17 protein-coding genes and 2 pseudogenes are annotated in these 14,966 nt (G+C 69.2%); 8 read left to right on the forward strand and 11 right to left on the reverse strand.

Annotation, left to right across the window (positions count from 1 at the left end):
• Positions 1-497: 497 nt before the first annotated feature.
• Positions 498-1,931 carry a carotenoid oxygenase family protein gene (locus tag ACIQU4_RS18390; protein ID WP_403731375.1) on the forward strand — a complete coding sequence of 478 codons (1,434 nt, stop codon included), beginning with the start codon at positions 498-500 and terminating at the stop codon, positions 1,929-1,931.
• 210 nt (positions 1,932-2,141) lie between these two features.
• Positions 2,142-2,333 (forward strand): hypothetical protein, encoded by a 192-nt coding sequence (locus ACIQU4_RS18395; protein ID WP_403731378.1) that lies wholly within the window; start codon positions 2,142-2,144, stop codon positions 2,331-2,333.
• A 45-nt stretch (positions 2,334-2,378) separates the two neighbouring features.
• Here the strand turns inward: ACIQU4_RS18395 and ACIQU4_RS18400 are convergent, their stop codons facing one another.
• The 7 genes and pseudogenes from ACIQU4_RS18400 to ACIQU4_RS18430 all read right to left on the reverse strand — a co-directional run bounded on the left by ACIQU4_RS18400 (position 2,379) and on the right by ACIQU4_RS18430 (position 6,026).
• Positions 2,379-2,681: a hypothetical protein gene (locus tag ACIQU4_RS18400; protein WP_403731381.1), complete on the reverse strand. Its 303-nt coding sequence runs from the start codon at positions 2,679-2,681 to the stop codon at positions 2,379-2,381.
• Positions 2,678-2,986: a DUF6247 family protein gene (locus ACIQU4_RS18405; protein WP_403731384.1), complete on the reverse strand. Its 309-nt coding sequence runs from the start codon at positions 2,984-2,986 to the stop codon at positions 2,678-2,680. The genes ACIQU4_RS18400 and ACIQU4_RS18405 overlap by 4 nt, the downstream gene beginning before the upstream one ends.
• A 222-nt stretch (positions 2,987-3,208) precedes the next feature.
• Positions 3,209-3,586, reverse strand: coding sequence for a hypothetical protein (locus tag ACIQU4_RS18410; RefSeq protein ID WP_403731387.1), 378 nt, complete (start codon positions 3,584-3,586; stop codon positions 3,209-3,211).
• 130 nt (positions 3,587-3,716) lie between these two features.
• Positions 3,717-3,944 (reverse strand): hypothetical protein, encoded by a 228-nt coding sequence (locus ACIQU4_RS18415; RefSeq protein WP_403731390.1) that lies wholly within the window; start codon positions 3,942-3,944, stop codon positions 3,717-3,719.
• Positions 3,945-4,286: 342 nt separating this feature from the next.
• Positions 4,287-4,481 carry a hypothetical protein gene (locus tag ACIQU4_RS18420; protein WP_403731393.1) on the reverse strand — a complete coding sequence of 65 codons (195 nt, stop codon included), beginning with the start codon at positions 4,479-4,481 and terminating at the stop codon, positions 4,287-4,289.
• Between the two features lie 208 nt (positions 4,482-4,689).
• Positions 4,690-4,956: pseudogene (locus ACIQU4_RS18425) on the reverse strand (hypothetical protein); the annotation flags it as partial.
• A 479-nt stretch (positions 4,957-5,435) separates the two neighbouring features.
• Positions 5,436-6,026, reverse strand: a complete 591-nt coding sequence (locus ACIQU4_RS18430) for a hypothetical protein (RefSeq protein WP_403731396.1) — start codon at positions 6,024-6,026, stop codon at positions 5,436-5,438.
• 227 nt (positions 6,027-6,253) lie between these two features.
• Between ACIQU4_RS18430 and ACIQU4_RS18435 the strand changes: the two genes are divergently transcribed.
• From ACIQU4_RS18435 to ACIQU4_RS18460, 6 genes are all read left to right on the forward strand, one after another.
• Complete coding sequence (locus ACIQU4_RS18435; protein WP_403731399.1) at positions 6,254-6,649, forward strand: hypothetical protein; 396 nt, start codon at positions 6,254-6,256, stop codon at positions 6,647-6,649.
• Between the two features lie 106 nt (positions 6,650-6,755).
• Positions 6,756-7,067 (forward strand): hypothetical protein, encoded by a 312-nt coding sequence (locus ACIQU4_RS18440; protein WP_403731402.1) that lies wholly within the window; start codon positions 6,756-6,758, stop codon positions 7,065-7,067.
• 563 nt (positions 7,068-7,630) lie between these two features.
• Positions 7,631-8,827 carry an MFS transporter gene (locus ACIQU4_RS18445; RefSeq protein WP_403731404.1) on the forward strand — a complete coding sequence of 399 codons (1,197 nt, stop codon included), beginning with the start codon at positions 7,631-7,633 and terminating at the stop codon, positions 8,825-8,827.
• Between the two features lie 591 nt (positions 8,828-9,418).
• On the forward strand, positions 9,419-9,742 hold the full coding sequence (locus ACIQU4_RS18450) for a hypothetical protein (protein WP_403731407.1): 324 nt from the start codon (positions 9,419-9,421) through the stop codon (positions 9,740-9,742).
• Positions 9,743-9,746: 4 nt separating this feature from the next.
• Positions 9,747-10,061, forward strand: coding sequence for a hypothetical protein (locus ACIQU4_RS18455; protein ID WP_403731409.1), 315 nt, complete (start codon positions 9,747-9,749; stop codon positions 10,059-10,061).
• A gap of 709 nt (positions 10,062-10,770) precedes the next feature.
• On the forward strand, positions 10,771-11,694 hold the full coding sequence (locus ACIQU4_RS18460) for an MBL fold metallo-hydrolase (RefSeq protein ID WP_403731412.1): 924 nt from the start codon (positions 10,771-10,773) through the stop codon (positions 11,692-11,694).
• Here the strand turns inward: ACIQU4_RS18460 and ACIQU4_RS18465 are convergent.
• The 4 genes and pseudogenes from ACIQU4_RS18465 to ACIQU4_RS18480 all read right to left on the reverse strand — a co-directional run bounded on the left by ACIQU4_RS18465 (position 11,595) and on the right by ACIQU4_RS18480 (position 14,965).
• Positions 11,595-12,475, reverse strand: a pseudogene (locus tag ACIQU4_RS18465) (transposase). The gene ACIQU4_RS18460 and the pseudogene ACIQU4_RS18465 sit on opposite strands and share 100 nt — an antisense overlap.
• A gap of 85 nt (positions 12,476-12,560) precedes the next feature.
• Complete coding sequence (locus ACIQU4_RS18470; RefSeq protein ID WP_403731415.1) at positions 12,561-12,875, reverse strand: hypothetical protein; 315 nt, start codon at positions 12,873-12,875, stop codon at positions 12,561-12,563.
• A gap of 255 nt (positions 12,876-13,130) precedes the next feature.
• Positions 13,131-13,991, reverse strand: a complete 861-nt coding sequence (locus ACIQU4_RS18475; protein WP_403731418.1) for a helix-turn-helix domain-containing protein — start codon at positions 13,989-13,991, stop codon at positions 13,131-13,133.
• Positions 13,992-14,056: 65 nt separating this feature from the next.
• Complete coding sequence (locus ACIQU4_RS18480) at positions 14,057-14,965, reverse strand: amidohydrolase family protein (protein WP_403731421.1); 909 nt, start codon at positions 14,963-14,965, stop codon at positions 14,057-14,059.
• Between the last annotated feature and the right edge of the window lies 1 nt (position 14,966).

Raw genomic sequence — 14,966 nt, forward strand, 5'->3', positions numbered from 1 at the left:
CGGCGGCGGCGAGAGCCTGCGCGGCGTACGCCGACAGGGACCCGGTCCCGCCATCCGCGGCACGCTCCGTCAGCGGGGCGTGAAGGTACGGGAGGCACGGGCGGCGACGACGATCGAGGGCATGGACGGGCCTTTCCGCACAGGGTGACACCGGCGGCCGGGCTGTATGCGGCGGCGGGTGGCCGGACCACGGCGTTCCTGTTACGCACCGCGGCTCCTCCCACCGCCGGATGCCGGCCGTTCGGCAGGGGTGCCGACAGGACCGGTCGCCCCCGGCGGGTCGGGGCTCTTCCGTGCACCGCCGGGGCCGGCGGTGCACGGCGGGGTACAGCGGGGTACGGCGGTACGCCCGGTCGAGTCGGGTGCGGCGCTGCCGGTGTGCCGGGCGGCGCCCGGCGGCCTGTCTGCGCCGTGCCGGACGCCTGGCGCCGCCCCGTGCACCGCGCTTCACTGGAAAGTGTCGGCAGGACCGGAACCAGCACACCCCGGGAGGTCCCGTGAACACGCACACGCCGCCGCGCTTCGACCCCACCCGGGTTCCCCACCTGCTGGGCTCGTTCGCGCCGGTGAGCGAGGAGGTCGACGTCGCGGACCTGGAGGTGACCGGCGAGATCCCGACGGCGCTGGACGGGCTGTACCTGCGCAACGGCCCCAATCCCCGCTTCACCCCGATCGGCTCGTACCTGTACCCCATCGACGGGGACGGCATGCTGCACGGGGTCTGGCTCTCCCAGGGCCGCGCCCGCTACCGCAACCGCTTCGTACGCACCCCTGCGCTGCGGGCCGAGGAGCGGGTCGGCCGGGCCCTGTGGGGCGGCCTGGAGTCGATGACCGTGCCGGACGCCGGCCAGGTCGGGCCCGAGCTCGCGGGCACCTTCAGGGACATGCCCGACATCAACGTGGTACGGCACGGCGGCCGGCTGCTGGCGCTCGCCGAATCCGCGTGCCCCTACCGGATCGGCGCCGGTCTGGAGACGCTCGGCCGTGAGGACTTCGACGGCACCCTGCCGATGGGCATCACCGCCCACCCCAAGATCGATCCGGTCACGGGCGAGATGGTCGTTTTCTGCTACGGCCTGGAGCCGCCGTACCTGACCTGGTCGGTCATCGGCCGCGACGGCTCGGTCACGCGCGGGCCCACACCGATCGACGGCGTGGACGAGCCGATGATGATCCACGACATGGCCCTGACCGAGCGCTACGCGGTCATCGTCCTCGCGCCCGCCTTCTTCGACCTCGCCGCGGCCATGGCGGGCGGCTCGTTCCTCGCCTGGCGGCCCGAGCGGGGCACCCGCGTGGTCCTCGTCCCGCGTGACGGCGGACCTCCGCGCTGGGCCGCCGACGAGGCGTTCTGGCTCTGGCACACGGTGAACGCGTACGACGACGGACCCGGCCCGGACGCCCCGGTGGTCCTGGACTACGTGCAGTGGAGCCGGCTGACCGTCGGCGGAGAACCGGAGCCCGGAGCGGCCCCCGCGAGCGGCGGACTCGTACGGGCGCACATCGACCCGGTGGCGGGCACCATGGCCCGGACCCCGCTGGACGACGCCCCGGTGGAATTCCCCCGCATCGACGACCGGCGCATCGGCCGCCGCCACCGCTACGCCGCGCTGGCCACCGAGACCGGCCGGACGGACCTGCTGCCCGGCGAGTACGACGCCGTGCGCTTCCATGACATCGAGACCGACACCGCCCGCGTCTGGGATGCCGGGGACCTGTCCGTCGGGGAGCCGGTCTTCGCACCGGTGCCGGGGCGGGCCTCCGAGGAGCACGGCTACTGGCTGGCGTTCGCCACCGACCGCACCGACGGGTCCGCCTGGTTCCTGGTCGTCCCGGCCGAGGACCCGGCCTCCGGCCCCGTGGCCCGGGCCCGGATCCCGGTCCGGGTCCCGCTGGGCCTGCACGGCTGCTGGCTGCCGACCGACGGCTGAGCGAGGACCGCCCGCCGGCCGGCCAACCACCTCGCGGAGATCACGCAGGGCCGAGCGAGCTCCGGGCACGCCCGCTTCCGCGTCACGCTGACCGCGCCGAAGGGGTCCGCGGCATGCGAACTGGTCGGCTCCCCGACCGACCTGGCCTTCGCGAAGAACGGCTCGCCCCGCGGCATCACGGCCGGGCGGTACGGCGGGCAGGGGGCCGTGGTGGCCTCCGGGCCGGGCCGGCCCGTCCACTTCGACATCCGGGTCCCCGACAACGGCCACAGCAGGCCGGCCGACGAGGCGTCCTCCACGCTCAGGGGACCGGGTGGGGAGATCCCCGGCGCCTCCGTCGGCGAAGGCCGCTTCGGAGTCGCCTCCGGAACCCTCATCGGCCCGATCCAGCCCGGAACCTGACCGCTCACCTGGTCGGCGCCCAGGTTCCGACAGGGCTCGGCCGCATCAGGACAGGCCCGCCTCGACGGCGCGCCGGACGGCGGCCGCCCGGTCACGGATGCCCGCTTCGGCGAACAAGTCGTTGATAGAACAGCGGTTGGCCACGTAGACGTCGGACAGCTGTCCGACGGACGCTGCGCGGAGGTCCTCGCCCTCCGGATCGCCGTCGTTCCACTGGGGCCAGCCCCACGGCGAGCGCACCGCGATGTCCAGGACGTCGCGGACCATCTCCCTGGCCGGGTCGGGAGGCTCGGCGAGCGTCTTCGCGGCCTGCGGGGACAGACGCACCGCCCACGGCTGACCGGTCACCGGCGGCGACCGAGGACGTCGTCCAGGTCCACGAAGCCGGACTCGTCACGGCCGGAGTCCATGAAGGCTTCGACGGCCGGGGCCGCGGCGACGCGCAACTGCCAGGCACGCACCACCTCGTGCAAAGGGGTGAGGCTGAAGGAGTCGCGGGCATCCTCCAGGGCCTTGGCCCAGTCCCGCTCGAACGCCGGCACCCACGTGTCCGCACGGCGGTCGGCACGCAGCAGGGCACGGAGTTCGGCCGGCGCGCCGGGCGCGGGCGCATACGGCGGGACGGGTACGTCGTCGGCGGGTCGGGCGGTCACGGGCTCCTCCAGACAGGTCGTACCGCCACGGTAGCCGCCGCGGCGGTGGAGGGAGGAGCGGTTCGGTCCTCCCGGCCGAGGGAAACGGCTCTGAACGTAGCGGCGGGCCGCGGCCTCCCTCGTGCTCCACGCTGCGGACCCGCGCGGCCGCCGAAGCCCGGACCGGACGCCCGCATCCCCGAGGTCGCCGCCGCTCTGGACGCCGTGCAGACCGGACAGGGACTACCCCGGTCCCTGCCCCCAGGCTCTGGCTCCCTCCGGATCGAGGGCGTCCGCGCGGGCGCGGAGGTCCTCGGCGATGTCGTCCCAGGACGGTCCGTGCGCCTCAAGGTTGAGGGCCGCCTCCCGTATCATCGCCGGGTCGTCGGGCCGCTGGAGCAGAATCAGCCGGTAGGCCAGGTTGCGGACCCACACGGGCAGGAAGCCGTCGACCAGGTGAGGGCAGAGCTCACGCAACATGGCGAGGATCGCCTCGGCATCGGCGAAAGTCAGCTCCTCCACGAAGTACATCCAGTGGTGCTCGCGGACTTCACACTCGGGCCTCGGGCCGTACTCGTCGCCCCAGACGCACCTGGCGTGCTCCGTAAGAGTGGTGTGCATGGCCGAACGCTACGTGAGGGGCCGGGGCGCGGGCCGGGCCGCCGTAAGCACGGGTCACGCGGCCGGGCGGCCTGCGGGCTTCGACCACTCGACACGGAAAATGGGAGTCGCGGGCTGAAATGCCCGCCGGTCAGGCGACCTTCTGGCGCTGGGGCGTCTTCCGCGTCTTCACCCCGCCGAAGATGAGCGCCAGCCCCACGGCGACGATGCCGAGGTAAGCGGTGGACGGAAGGTCGACGACCTTGTGCAGCCAGCCCCACTCCGTGCCGAAGAAGGTCTGCGAAGCGAAGCTGACAAGCCCCTGGGCTCCTACGACGTAGCCGATACTTTCGACGGTGTATCCGATGGTTGTTCGCACGGATCAACGATCTCGCGGCGGTGCCGCAAGATCGTCCTCTTCAGGGACGAAAACGCAGTAGGCCAAAGGATGCAGTCGCGTGCGGAGAGCACCGGCACAGCACCCCGCCGCGGCCGAGGAGAGGTCGACACCGGACGGCTCGAAGATCACGCCTCGTACGCCCAGCGCATGGCCAGTCGACCTTCCAGACCACCTTGCCGCGGTTGTGCTCGGCCGGTGCGCCCGCACCACGACGAGCCGTTGGGGCAACAGCGTCCATGGATCGGGGACCCGACAACAACGCGTAGTCCAGGCTCCCAAGCCCATAGTCGTCCGCCGGCGCCGCCAACGAATCAGGCCCAGCTATCCGCGCCGGTACAGCGCCATCGGCTCCGCCGCGTACGTGCCGTCCTCCATGACAGCGTCGGTGAGCTCGAACTGCTCCGTCTTCCCTGCTGGACCGCTCCAGACGACCCGTGTACCAGGGGGCCGACTGCTGGGCAGATGGACTGGCTGCCCGTCAGCGGCCCGGACACCGAGCAGGGTGTACCTGCGCACGGTCCCCGCCGGGGCCGGAGCTGGGTCGGCGGACCGGCGCGCGAGGCAGGACGTCAGGGATCGCGTCGCGTCCTGGACGGCACCGTGCGGGGTCCCGGGGTCCGCGAGGCCGGTCCCTCATCAATGCGCTCAACACTGCCATCGGGGCCGCCAACTGTGCGGCTTCTGTACGCCCGCTGCACTGCTGCCGTACGGCACTGTGCGTTCGCTATACGAGCACCTCTCCTTCTGGCCATCGCCAAGTTTCCTTGTCAAGAGCCGGAAGCTGGAAGGCACGGGCGGGCAGCGACGGCTGTCGGTCAGTCGGCGGCGGGCCCAGGGAGCGCACCGGCCCCTGCGCCCGCTTCCGCTCACACAGTTCCGCGACGGCGGTCTCGAAGTCCTCAAGGGAGTCGAACGCTTTACAGACGGACGCGAAGCGCAAGTACGTGACCAGGTCCAGCTCCTGTAACGGGCCGAGTATGGCCGGACCCATCACGCCTCATGCACACGCAGGGAGGTGACCTTGGTCTGGCCGCAGCGTTCGATCACCCCGCCCGTGGTGCGGCTGTCGACGACGCGGCTGTCGCTCCCCCGCCCTGCGGCGACACGGCGTGGATCACGATCTCCGCTTGATCCGCCATCCATCCGATGTGCGGCAGGCCGGCCAACGGCACCACGCCAGAGCCCAACATCCTTTGATGGTTCTGACATGTCCTCAGAACTCCTGGCGGGGAAGGCGTTTAGAGGAGGGAGGCCGGGTTAGACGCGTAATACCGGAAGCTGCCACCTGCGGATGGGACGCTTTCGGAGCAGGCCCCGCCGCATGCCGCCCATCCCCTCCCCGGCGTCATGCGGCAGGCCCGCCCGCACGACGGGCTGCCGCCGGGATCCGTACGGCACCCGAACACCCCCGTCCCGGCCTCCCTCACCGACCCGGAACAGGGGCGCTCGGCAAACCCCCGGCGCCGGCGCTCATACCGCCGTCCCCGGGCAACGGACTCGACGGCAGCAGCCCGGCACACACACCCCTCGTCCAGCACGCTCAACCGGCCATCGCCGCGACACCGGCCTCACGATGCCGCCAGCCCACCAGACGTTCGGCTCGCCACCGAGCCGCTCGGTCCGCAACTCCCGCGTCAGGGAGCTGGTGACACGCTCCAAAAGGATTCCCTGCAAGGTCACCTGGACGACGCCCTGCTGATCGAGTGGCGCCGCGGCGGCCCGGACGTCTGGAGCCCGGACGCGGCGGAGCGAAGGAGCAGCAGTACGGGGCCGCCACGCGGTCCGGGCGGTCAGAACGGCGGGGCCGGCCGGCTCGATGGTGAACAGATCCCCGGTACCGGTGAGCTCCAACAGGCGCAAGAACTGCTCCCGGGGCGCGGCGAGGTAGAGGTTCTGCCTGCTTTCGGCGGCGACGGCGCGCGCGGGCAGTTCGGCATCCACACCTACAACCGGTGGACGGCGATGTGGAACGGTGATCTGCACCTTGCCGAGAAGATCACGGCGCCGGAATTCGTCCTGCGTCATGCCCAGGCAGGCACCGAGGCCTTCGATGATGTCCACACTCCGCAACAGCTCGCCGACATCATCGCCGCCTGGCATCAAGGGCGCCGCGGGCTTCACTTCGTGGCCGAGGGCTCGGCCGTAGTGGACCTCACGCTTGGAGATGGCGCACCGACCGGCCTGGTCGCCCGGCCCTATCTCGCTGCCGTCACGGACGAGGACGGCCGGACCGTCGCCGGAAGCGGGACCGACACTCTCAGGATCACCAACGGCTTGATCAGCGAGGTGTGCTCGATGGCACGCAGGTGGATGGACTCGCCGACCCGGTGCGGCGACGCCGTTTCAACCAGATCAATGCCCTGCAGTGGCTGGTGATCGCCGCTGTGGTGGCAGGCTGCACGAGCGCGGGGGCGCAGGCGCTGATCCCGTCCTTGGTGGCAGTGGCCGTCGGGTTGCACTTCCTCCCCTTGGCGGCGACGTTCGAGCAGCCCCGCCTCAAGTTGCCGGCCGCCCTGTTGGTGGCCGTCAGAGCGGCGGGAGCCGTCATCAGTTGGGCGGACGGGTCCGACGCGTTCGTGCGCCAAGTTGTGGGCGGGGGCGCCGCGCTCTCCCTGTGGGCCACGGCTACCTGGACGATCGTGAGCATGACGGCGGCCCGCAGTCACGTATCCGCGGCGTCGTAGACCAGGGCCGGCTCTGGACCACCTGCTGAAGTTGATCGGGCGATGTCGGGTGATTGCCTGACAGCTGAGGGGTGGGTCCGGTAGGTCTGTGCGGGTGAACGCCTCCATGCCCAACCAGACTCCCCCCGAGGACGGCGATCCCACCTCCGTCACCGAGACCGTGAAGAACCTGTTCAAGAAGAACAAGAAGATCATCATCGGCGGCGGCACGGCCCTCGCCGTTGTCGCGACCGGCGTGTTCATCAGTATCGCCAGGCGGCAGGACGTCACTGAGGCCTTCGGACCGTCCCCCGACGCCGTAGCCGAGGATCAGAAGCGCCAATCCCCTTGCGAGCACGAGGTATCCGCGTACGAGAGGATGACCACATACGGGATTCAGACCGTTCGGTCCTATTCCCGGGGTGGCTCCACGGCCTGAAGCCGACTGCGCTCCCGTCCGGCCCTCCCCGCGTCGGTCAACCCGCCGCCCTCCATGGCGTGCCGCCGCAGCATCGGCAACGACAGCCATGCCACCTCCACCAGCAGGAGTCGGCAGACGATCCTCGGGGCGGTCACCTGACCCTGCGGCTCGGGGCGTACTCGACACCGCACCGACCCGCCACCTGACCCAGGAGGCTGGACCCCGCGGTCGTGGGGAGTGCAGGTTCCCGGCAGGCGGGACGGGGACGCCGGGCAACAACTCTCGCGTCCACGCTCACCAGCAGTGGTGCCCGCCGGAGCGGCCGGTGGCGCGCGGGCACGGACCCGACGCGGCCGCGTGACCAGATCCGGGGCGGTGGGGGCTGCGACCACCTTCACTCATGGCATGGGGCCCGTCGCCACGGACAGGGCCTACCGAACCACTCGTTCCTCCACTACGGTCCCCGTCAACGGGCAACAGCGCGCGCCGGAGAAACGGGAGGGTCGGCGTGTGACTGGAGGTTTTCCATGTCCGTGCCCGTGCCCGTGCCCGTAACCCCACCCGGCTCCCCGCTTCCTCCCGTGCCCGGATCCGCGTCCAGCGGCTTCCGTGGGGTCATCTCGCTCGGCGGTGCCGCTCTCCCCGTCTACGGGTTCCTCGCCCGGCTCCCCGCCGCCCTGTGTCCCATCGGGACGCTGCTGCTCGTCAACGAACGCGCCGGCATCGGCGACGCGGGTACTGTCGCGGCGGCTCTCTGGCTCGGCCAGGCCCTCGGCGGCCCGGTCATCGGCCGGCTCGCCGACCGGCGCGGCCACCGCCCCGTCCTGTTGGCCGCCTGTACCGCGAACGCAGTCGTGCTCCTCGCCCTCGTCGCAGCCGTCCTCGGCGGATTGCCCCTGGCCGCCCAGCTGACGCTGGCCGTAGCCACCGGCCTCACCGTGCCGCAGGTCGGGCCGCTGGCCCGGGCCCGGTGGGCGCGGCTGGCCGGAGACGACAAGGCTCTGGTCGGGGCCGCACTCTCCTTCGACACCACCCTCGACGAGGTCGCCTTCATGGTGGGACCCGCGCTGGCCGGGATCCTCGCGGTGACCCTCCACCCCACGGCAGCACTCGTCCTCGCAGCCGCCCTGATCCTCACCTTCGGAACGCTCTTCGCCCTGCACCGCACGGCGCCCGGGCCGACGGGAACCGCCACCGCCGCGCGCAGCGGCGTACGGCTGTGGTCCCCGGGTCTGGCGCTGCTGTCCGCCATGGCCGTCCTGCAGGGCGCCGCCTGGAGCAGCGCCAACACTGGGGTCAACGCGCTCGCCGAGTCCGCCGGCTCCCCAGGGGCCGCCGGGCTCGTGTGGTCCGCCATGGCCGTGACCAGCTCGATCGCCGGCTTCGTGACAGTGGCCCGGCCCGGTACGGCCGACCTAACGGTCCGACTTCGCCGCACCATCGCCGTCCAGGCCCTGCTGACGCTTCCGCTGCTCGCGGTGTCGAGTCTGTGGGGCGCGGCGTTCGCCGTCGCCGGAATCGGGCTGATGGTGGCTCCGCACCTCATCGCGCTGTTCGGGCTCGTCGAACGCGTCGGCCCCGCGCAGCGGATGGGAGAGGTCATGACCATGGTTGGTAGCGGCCTGATCATCGGGCAGGCGCTGGGCGCCGCAGCCGCGGGCCCGCTGGCGCGGGCGTACGGGTACGGGGCGGCCTTCACCATGTCCTGCGGCGCGGCCGCCGCTGCCGCCGTGCTCGCACTGTCGGTCGCCGGGCGTGGGAGCCTGGCGAGAAAATAGCCCGCCGCCCACCGGGCCCGACTCGGAGCCATCCCCGCGAGCGCGGGCAGCAGACCTACTGACCAGCCGCTTTGGGCTGGCTACACGTCAGCCCGGAGCATTTTCTCCGGAATACACGTGGTAGAGCACCTACAAGATGCCCTGAAGACACAGCCGGTCAGGCACCGGCCTCGGGCCGGCGCCCCTCGGGGCCGGGACGGCAGCAACGGCTCGATCAGGGCCCTCAGACCGTCGCCAACGATCCACAGTCGGTTCCCCACACCTCGCGAGGGGCGGAATCATCCCCACCAAAACGTCCGACCAGTACGCCTCGACAAGATCGTGATCCTGGACAGCGCCCTGCCGTCCATTGACCGCGCCGGAAAGGGAACTCCCAGACCACACGAGCCTCGCTCCGCAAGCCAACGATCAAGGTGATGCTGCCGTCAAGTTGCGGGCTCCTTAACCAAGCGTGATGCTGCAAATACGTTCCGGAAGGGCAGGGCTGGCAGGGTGGCCCTTGATTGGCCGCGCCAGCCGCCGGAACACCGCCATCGGCATCCACACGGGCCGCTGGCCCGCGCCTAGTTCCGGCACGAGAAAAGGTCACCAATGCCGATCGCCAATATGATGTGGAACATCCTCTGGTCCAGCAACGGAGGTCGCACACTGGAGATGAACATCGGCGCCCAGAAGGCTGTGGGACAGGTCACCCTGGGGCAGGCCGATGGCGCCGGCCTCTGCAATTCGGGCATCCGTGGCTTTCGGACACGCCCGAGTTCCACAGGGGCGGAGCAGGTCACAGACTTCGGCGATAACTTCTACAACTGGCCGAACACGGTATTTGATGAGCATCTGACCAGTGTCACGTTCGCACTCGCGCTCGGCTCAGCTCAAGAAGGCACCGCCGTCTGCAACATCTTCCAGTGGAGCTGATCGCATGCTGCCGCAAGAATCTCTCAACGGAACCGACGGATCCGTAGAACCCGAATCGCAGTATGTGTTTGTCGTGTACAACAGAGGAAGCGGGGTGATCAATCACATTCATCAGGTAGTAAACCTGCCCGGAGCAGAAGTCCGCGACCGCGAACAGATGGAGCAGACCGCTCTCAGTTACGTCTCCCCTCAGGTAAGAGAACGGGAAGCGGCTGACCTCGCCGTACTCAGCGTTCCCCATCACCAGCTGGAACGGGGAAAGTTCTACCGCGTAGACCACGAACAGCAGGTGCTTTTGGCCGTAGAACGGCAAGGTTAGATCGTCGGGCGGAAGCGGAAGATTGTCACCGACACGCTCAGGCTCCTGATGGCGGTGCTGCATCCGTGCAGGATTCCGTGGCCGGCACCCGGTCCCGCACCACGCGACTGGTATCTCAAACGGCGGGATGACCGGCGGGTGAACAGGATGTGGGCGGCCCCGACCGGCCATCCTGGCCGCGAGCCACAGATGGTGGACCCGAATCCACTCACCGCCGCAGTTGGTGGTGAACTTCTCAGCTGTCTTGAGCGCGGGCAGCGTTTTCTCTGAAGCCGCACGCTTCGGCGTGGCCGCAGACAGACCGCTCTTCACGGCCAGCTCGTCGTATGTCAGCCCGGCTTCCTCACGAAGCGCCCGCAGGCCTTCGGGAGGGGGCAGAACCAGTCGTCAGGCTGTGAGGTGGGCCGGCTTCTGCCGTAACTCCAGGAGCCGAGCTCGGCACTCCTGGCAAAGGGGGTTCCCACCGACCCCATAACGACAACACGTTCGGTCTGTTGACTGCACCAAACGGGTGTTCTGCTGGTGGGTGCTGAGCGTCTTTGCAGGTCCACGCCTCACGGCCAACATGACCCTGGCATCGACCGGGTCGGGAGAACGCGTTGGGGCCGAAAGTACAAGATCGGCGGGGCCTACCGGTTCCGGCCGCGGCTGGGGTATCTCTGAAAGGCGGCCCCGATCGGGGGCCGTTGCCCCTGGAAGGACACTTGCCGTGGACGACTGGTACGTGGATGAGCGCTGCTTCAACTGCGATGTCGCACGACAGCTCGCGCCCGACCTGATCGGCGAGGCCGACGGAAGGTCCCAGATCCTGCGCCCGCCGCGCGGTGAAAAGGAAACGCGGGACTTGCACGCAGCCGTCTTCGCCTGCCCCACCCGCTCGATCCGCCCCTTTTCCGGGCGACCGGACCAGCGACTCGACCCCTTTCCGATGGCCTTGGACAGCGGCGTATTGCTGTGCGGGCACAATTCGAAACACACTGCCGGGGCCAATTCCTACTTGCTTCTGCGGCCTTCCCGCACGGTCATGATGATCGACACACCGCGCTGGAGTCGTGAACTCGCCGAACGTTACGCAGCAGTTGGCCCGATCACCGATGTGCTGCTCACCCACCGCGACCACGCTGCACACGGCCGCCGCTACGCGGACCATTTCGGCGCCCGGCTGTGGATCCACGAGGGCGACCTCGATGCGGCGCCAGACGCGGACCAGGTGATGCGCGGTCTCGAACCTTTGGAGATCAGCGAGGGGGTCACCGCCCACCCGCTGCCCGGCCACACTCAGGGCAGCGTGCTCTACCTCGCAGATGACCGGTATTGCTTCAGCGGCGACAGCTTCTACTGGTCACGCACCACCGGCGATCTGGAAGTCGCGGAAAGTGTGACCTGGTACTCCATCGAGGAGTTGGCCTCCTCACTGGCCAGGGCGGCCGGACGGCTCCGGTTCGAGTGGGTTCTGCCAGGCCACGGCGATCGCCGTCGGCTGCCCGCCGACGAGATGTCAAGTGCTGTGACCGCATTGGTTCGCCGGGTTTGTCAGCCTGCGGTTTTGAGAGGGCGTCCGCCCCAGCGGATGCCCTTCTCGCTGCGGATGCGGGCGCGCTCCTTGCGTTCGGCGGCCAGGACGTCGCGGTGACGGGCGTTTGCGTTGCGCCACCGCAGGTAGGCGTGCAGGGCCCGGGTCTGGACGGTGTGGTTCGGGTGATTCGAATTGGCCACAGGCGGTCGTCGCCGACCGAATAGCAGCCGTGGAAGTACCGGACCCCGTGGGTGCGGTGGTAGGTAGCCGGCAGCCGGTCGGGGCGCCCCTGGCCAGCCCACCCCGAGCCTGCGGTGGGGCGAATCCCGAGGGGGCCGAACTCGTCGAACGCGAAGACACGGTCCGGGAAGCGGTCCAGGACGTCCTCGATTCGGTCCAGTTTCGCCTCGCGGTCAGGATCGGGAGACTCTTTCCACGTCTTGGTCCGCTGGAAAGTGACGCCCCGGCGGGCGCGGAGGCGGCGTAATGCCTCGCGGCCGACGCGTATGGTCCGGCCATGGACTTTGCGCAGGTAGGCGGCGAGTTTACGCAGTGACCAGCGGGTGAAAGGCTGGCCGAGCTTGACCGGGCGGGTGGCGGCCGTCTGGATGACGAAGTCCTCGTCGTCAGGGCTGAGCAGGTGGGGACGGCCTCCCGCCCACTGAGGGTCCAGGCAGGCCAGGCCGATCTCGTTGAACCGGTGGATCACGTCCCGGACGGTGTCCTCGTCGGCCTGCACCAGCTGGGCGATCACCAGGACACGGTTACCGCCGGCCGAGGCCAGCAGCATCATCGCGCGCCGATAACGCACCGAACTCGTGCTGCCCCGGCGCACGATCTGCTGCAGCCGCTGCCCCTCCTGATCGGTCAGTCTGCGTACACGGACAGGCTCGGCCACCGCACCTCCAGCGATCGGATCGGACGTGTCACCGCACATCCAACCGCCACGAACGCCAGCGTGGCGAACGTTCCCCGCCAGAGGACTACTTGTCGCGCATGACTTCGATCTCGGCAGCCAGCGCGGCTACGTCGCGCGCCTGCGTGTAGTACTTGCTCGCGTACTCGTCGCTGATTGCCGAAAGAACCTTCTCGAACACCCCCACCAACCTGATCAAGCCTCCTCGGGACGGTTCGGGGAGGGGGCCATCGAGGATGCGATAGACGTAGCCAGCGGTGTCCGCGTCGAGCATGACCATGTCCTGGTCCTCAACGTCCAGGCCGCGGAACCCGTTCGGGAACGGCATGGCCCTGTACTCGTCCATCATCTGCGCGAGCGCGTCGAGCTTCTTCTGAATCACGCGGAGATTCTGCCAAGGGCCCGTGCGGGTGAGGTGCCAGTCACACCCCTGGAGCGGACTCACAGCACCAGCAAGCGCACAGACCCTAACCCGGTGAACCTATGCGGTCACAGCACCTAGCACCACCCGTACGGCCCGTCCCACCCGCGGTACCGCAGTAACCGTCGGACCCGCGCCACCCGCGCGTGCACAGCACAGGGCCCCGCCGCCGTCACCACGGCAGCGGGGCCCTGTGTGCGTTCCTGAAGCGCGAGGTCAGTAGCCCGATGAGCGCGAAGGCGCCTGCCGCGCCGGCTCGATCAGGTCGCCGACCTGGCAGTCCAAGATGTCGCACAGCGCCACCAGGAGATTGGGGTTGAGCCGTTCCGGGACGCCGGTGAACAGCCGGTGGACCTGCTCACGGGACACCATGACGCCCCGCTCGGCCAGCAGATGCTCCAGCTCGGTGGTCTCGAACATCTTCCGCTCGGTCATCAACTTGCGCACATGCCACCGATACCCGAGAGAGGCAGTCATCGCCGCCCTCTCGGCAAGCACCTCATCGAGCCGAGCGGTGCTGCCCGCTCCGACCCACATGTCGTCGCCGATGAATCGAGAGGCCGGGTACCGGTCCAGCGGGCCGTGGTAGTGCGGGTGCCGGGCATCGTGCAGCAGTACGACGGTGTCGGCTTCCATGAAGTCCGCAGCCGCCGACAGGCAGCGGCGCCGCTTGCGCCCGTCGACGAGGACGACGTCGAAACCGTGGCCGGTCGCGGCGGGATAATCGACGTAGTCATCCAGATCTGCCTCACGATCCGCCGATCGCTCTGACGGGCGCAGTGCGGTGCGGTTCCAGCACACCGCTTCGATATGGGCGCGTCCGGTGCCGACCGGTCCGTGCAAGACCCTGCCGTCGTCTGGATAGCGCAGGACGGTGTCAGCCCGATACAGCAGTGCGGGCGCCACGCAGGTGTCGAAGAACTCGCGGTCGTATTCGAGGGCGAGCCACTGGAAGGGCAGGTCGTGCGCGGCCAGGATTTGGGTATAGGACAACGTGCTTTGACCCGCACCCCATTCCAGAACACGAAGCTGCCGCGCTGAGCCCTCGGCCGCGTTGAGCAGGACCGTCTTGATCAAATCTCCATCGCGCGGACTCATCCAAGCGTACGGGCTTTCTACTTCCCTCACACCCGGCTACCTCTCTATGGTCCAATACCGTAGGTTCGACGAGCAGTACCGGCGAAGAGGGATTCGCACTCGGCACGTGAGTAGGGTGCAGCGATCAATTTGAACGAGTTCCACAGGGTGACGTATTCACATAGCCTTCTGTCCACCGGGAAGTTGCTTTCGAACATGCATCGTTCGGGGCCCAGGGTGTCGATGCAGTAGCGGATGTGCGGGCCCCAGTATTCGGCGATCCTGGTGGATGTCATCGGGGTTGATTCGATGAATTCGGCGGGGGTGAACGCGGGCATGCCGATCCCACCGAGCTTCATCACCACTTGGGGAACGTCCTCCAGCGCCTTGATACCGGCGCGCCATTCTTCGAGCACCTCGCTCCTCCGCCCGGAGTACAGCCCGGTCGCCGCCGGGCCGCCGAGATGGTTCAGAACCACCACGAGGTCCGGGTGCGCTCGGGCGAAGTCGCACAGCGCCGGGAGCTGGTGAAAGTACGTCCAGGTCTCGTACACGAGCCTGCGGCGCGCCAGTTCGGCCGCCCCTCTCCTGAAGCCGCTGTCGAGAAGGAGCCCCGGGGGTGGCCTGTGGGCACTGGCGAACACACCTGGATTCGCATCCCAGGCCACCGTGTGGCGGATCCCTTTGAATGCGCCCTTCCCTGCTTCGACATGCGCATCCAGGGCTTCGCCGAGTTCAGACGGATCCCACGTCAGGTCCGCGAAACCGACGATACCGCTGAGCAGTCCACCGGAGACGGACTGACTCGCCACCCAGTCCGTCTCTCCCACGGGCCGTAGATGGTGCGGACCCTCGGTGTAGTAGTTACTGGAGCACTCCACGAAAACCGTGGCCACGACGTTGTGCCCGGACCGGGTATCGGCGCGCAGGTCCTGTACCGAGTAGTCCGGCCACAGGTGGTGGTGCGGATCCACG

The organism is Streptomyces sp. NPDC090741 (assembly GCF_044769045.1).
Lineage (GTDB): Bacteria > Actinomycetota > Actinomycetes > Streptomycetales > Streptomycetaceae > Streptomyces.

What these genes read in the sequence shown, in the direction of transcription:
- ACIQU4_RS18410 (WP_403731387.1), bottom strand. Translation starts at nt 3,586, where the DNA reads ATGCACACCACTCTTACGGAGCACGCCAGGTGCGTCTGGGGCGACGAG.
- ACIQU4_RS18450 (WP_403731407.1), top strand. Translation starts at nt 9,419, where the DNA reads ATGCCGATCGCCAATATGATGTGGAACATCCTCTGGTCCAGCAACGGA.
- ACIQU4_RS18455 (WP_403731409.1), top strand. Translation starts at nt 9,747, where the DNA reads ATGCTGCCGCAAGAATCTCTCAACGGAACCGACGGATCCGTAGAACCC.
- ACIQU4_RS18440 (WP_403731402.1), top strand. Translation starts at nt 6,756, where the DNA reads ATGCCCAACCAGACTCCCCCCGAGGACGGCGATCCCACCTCCGTCACC.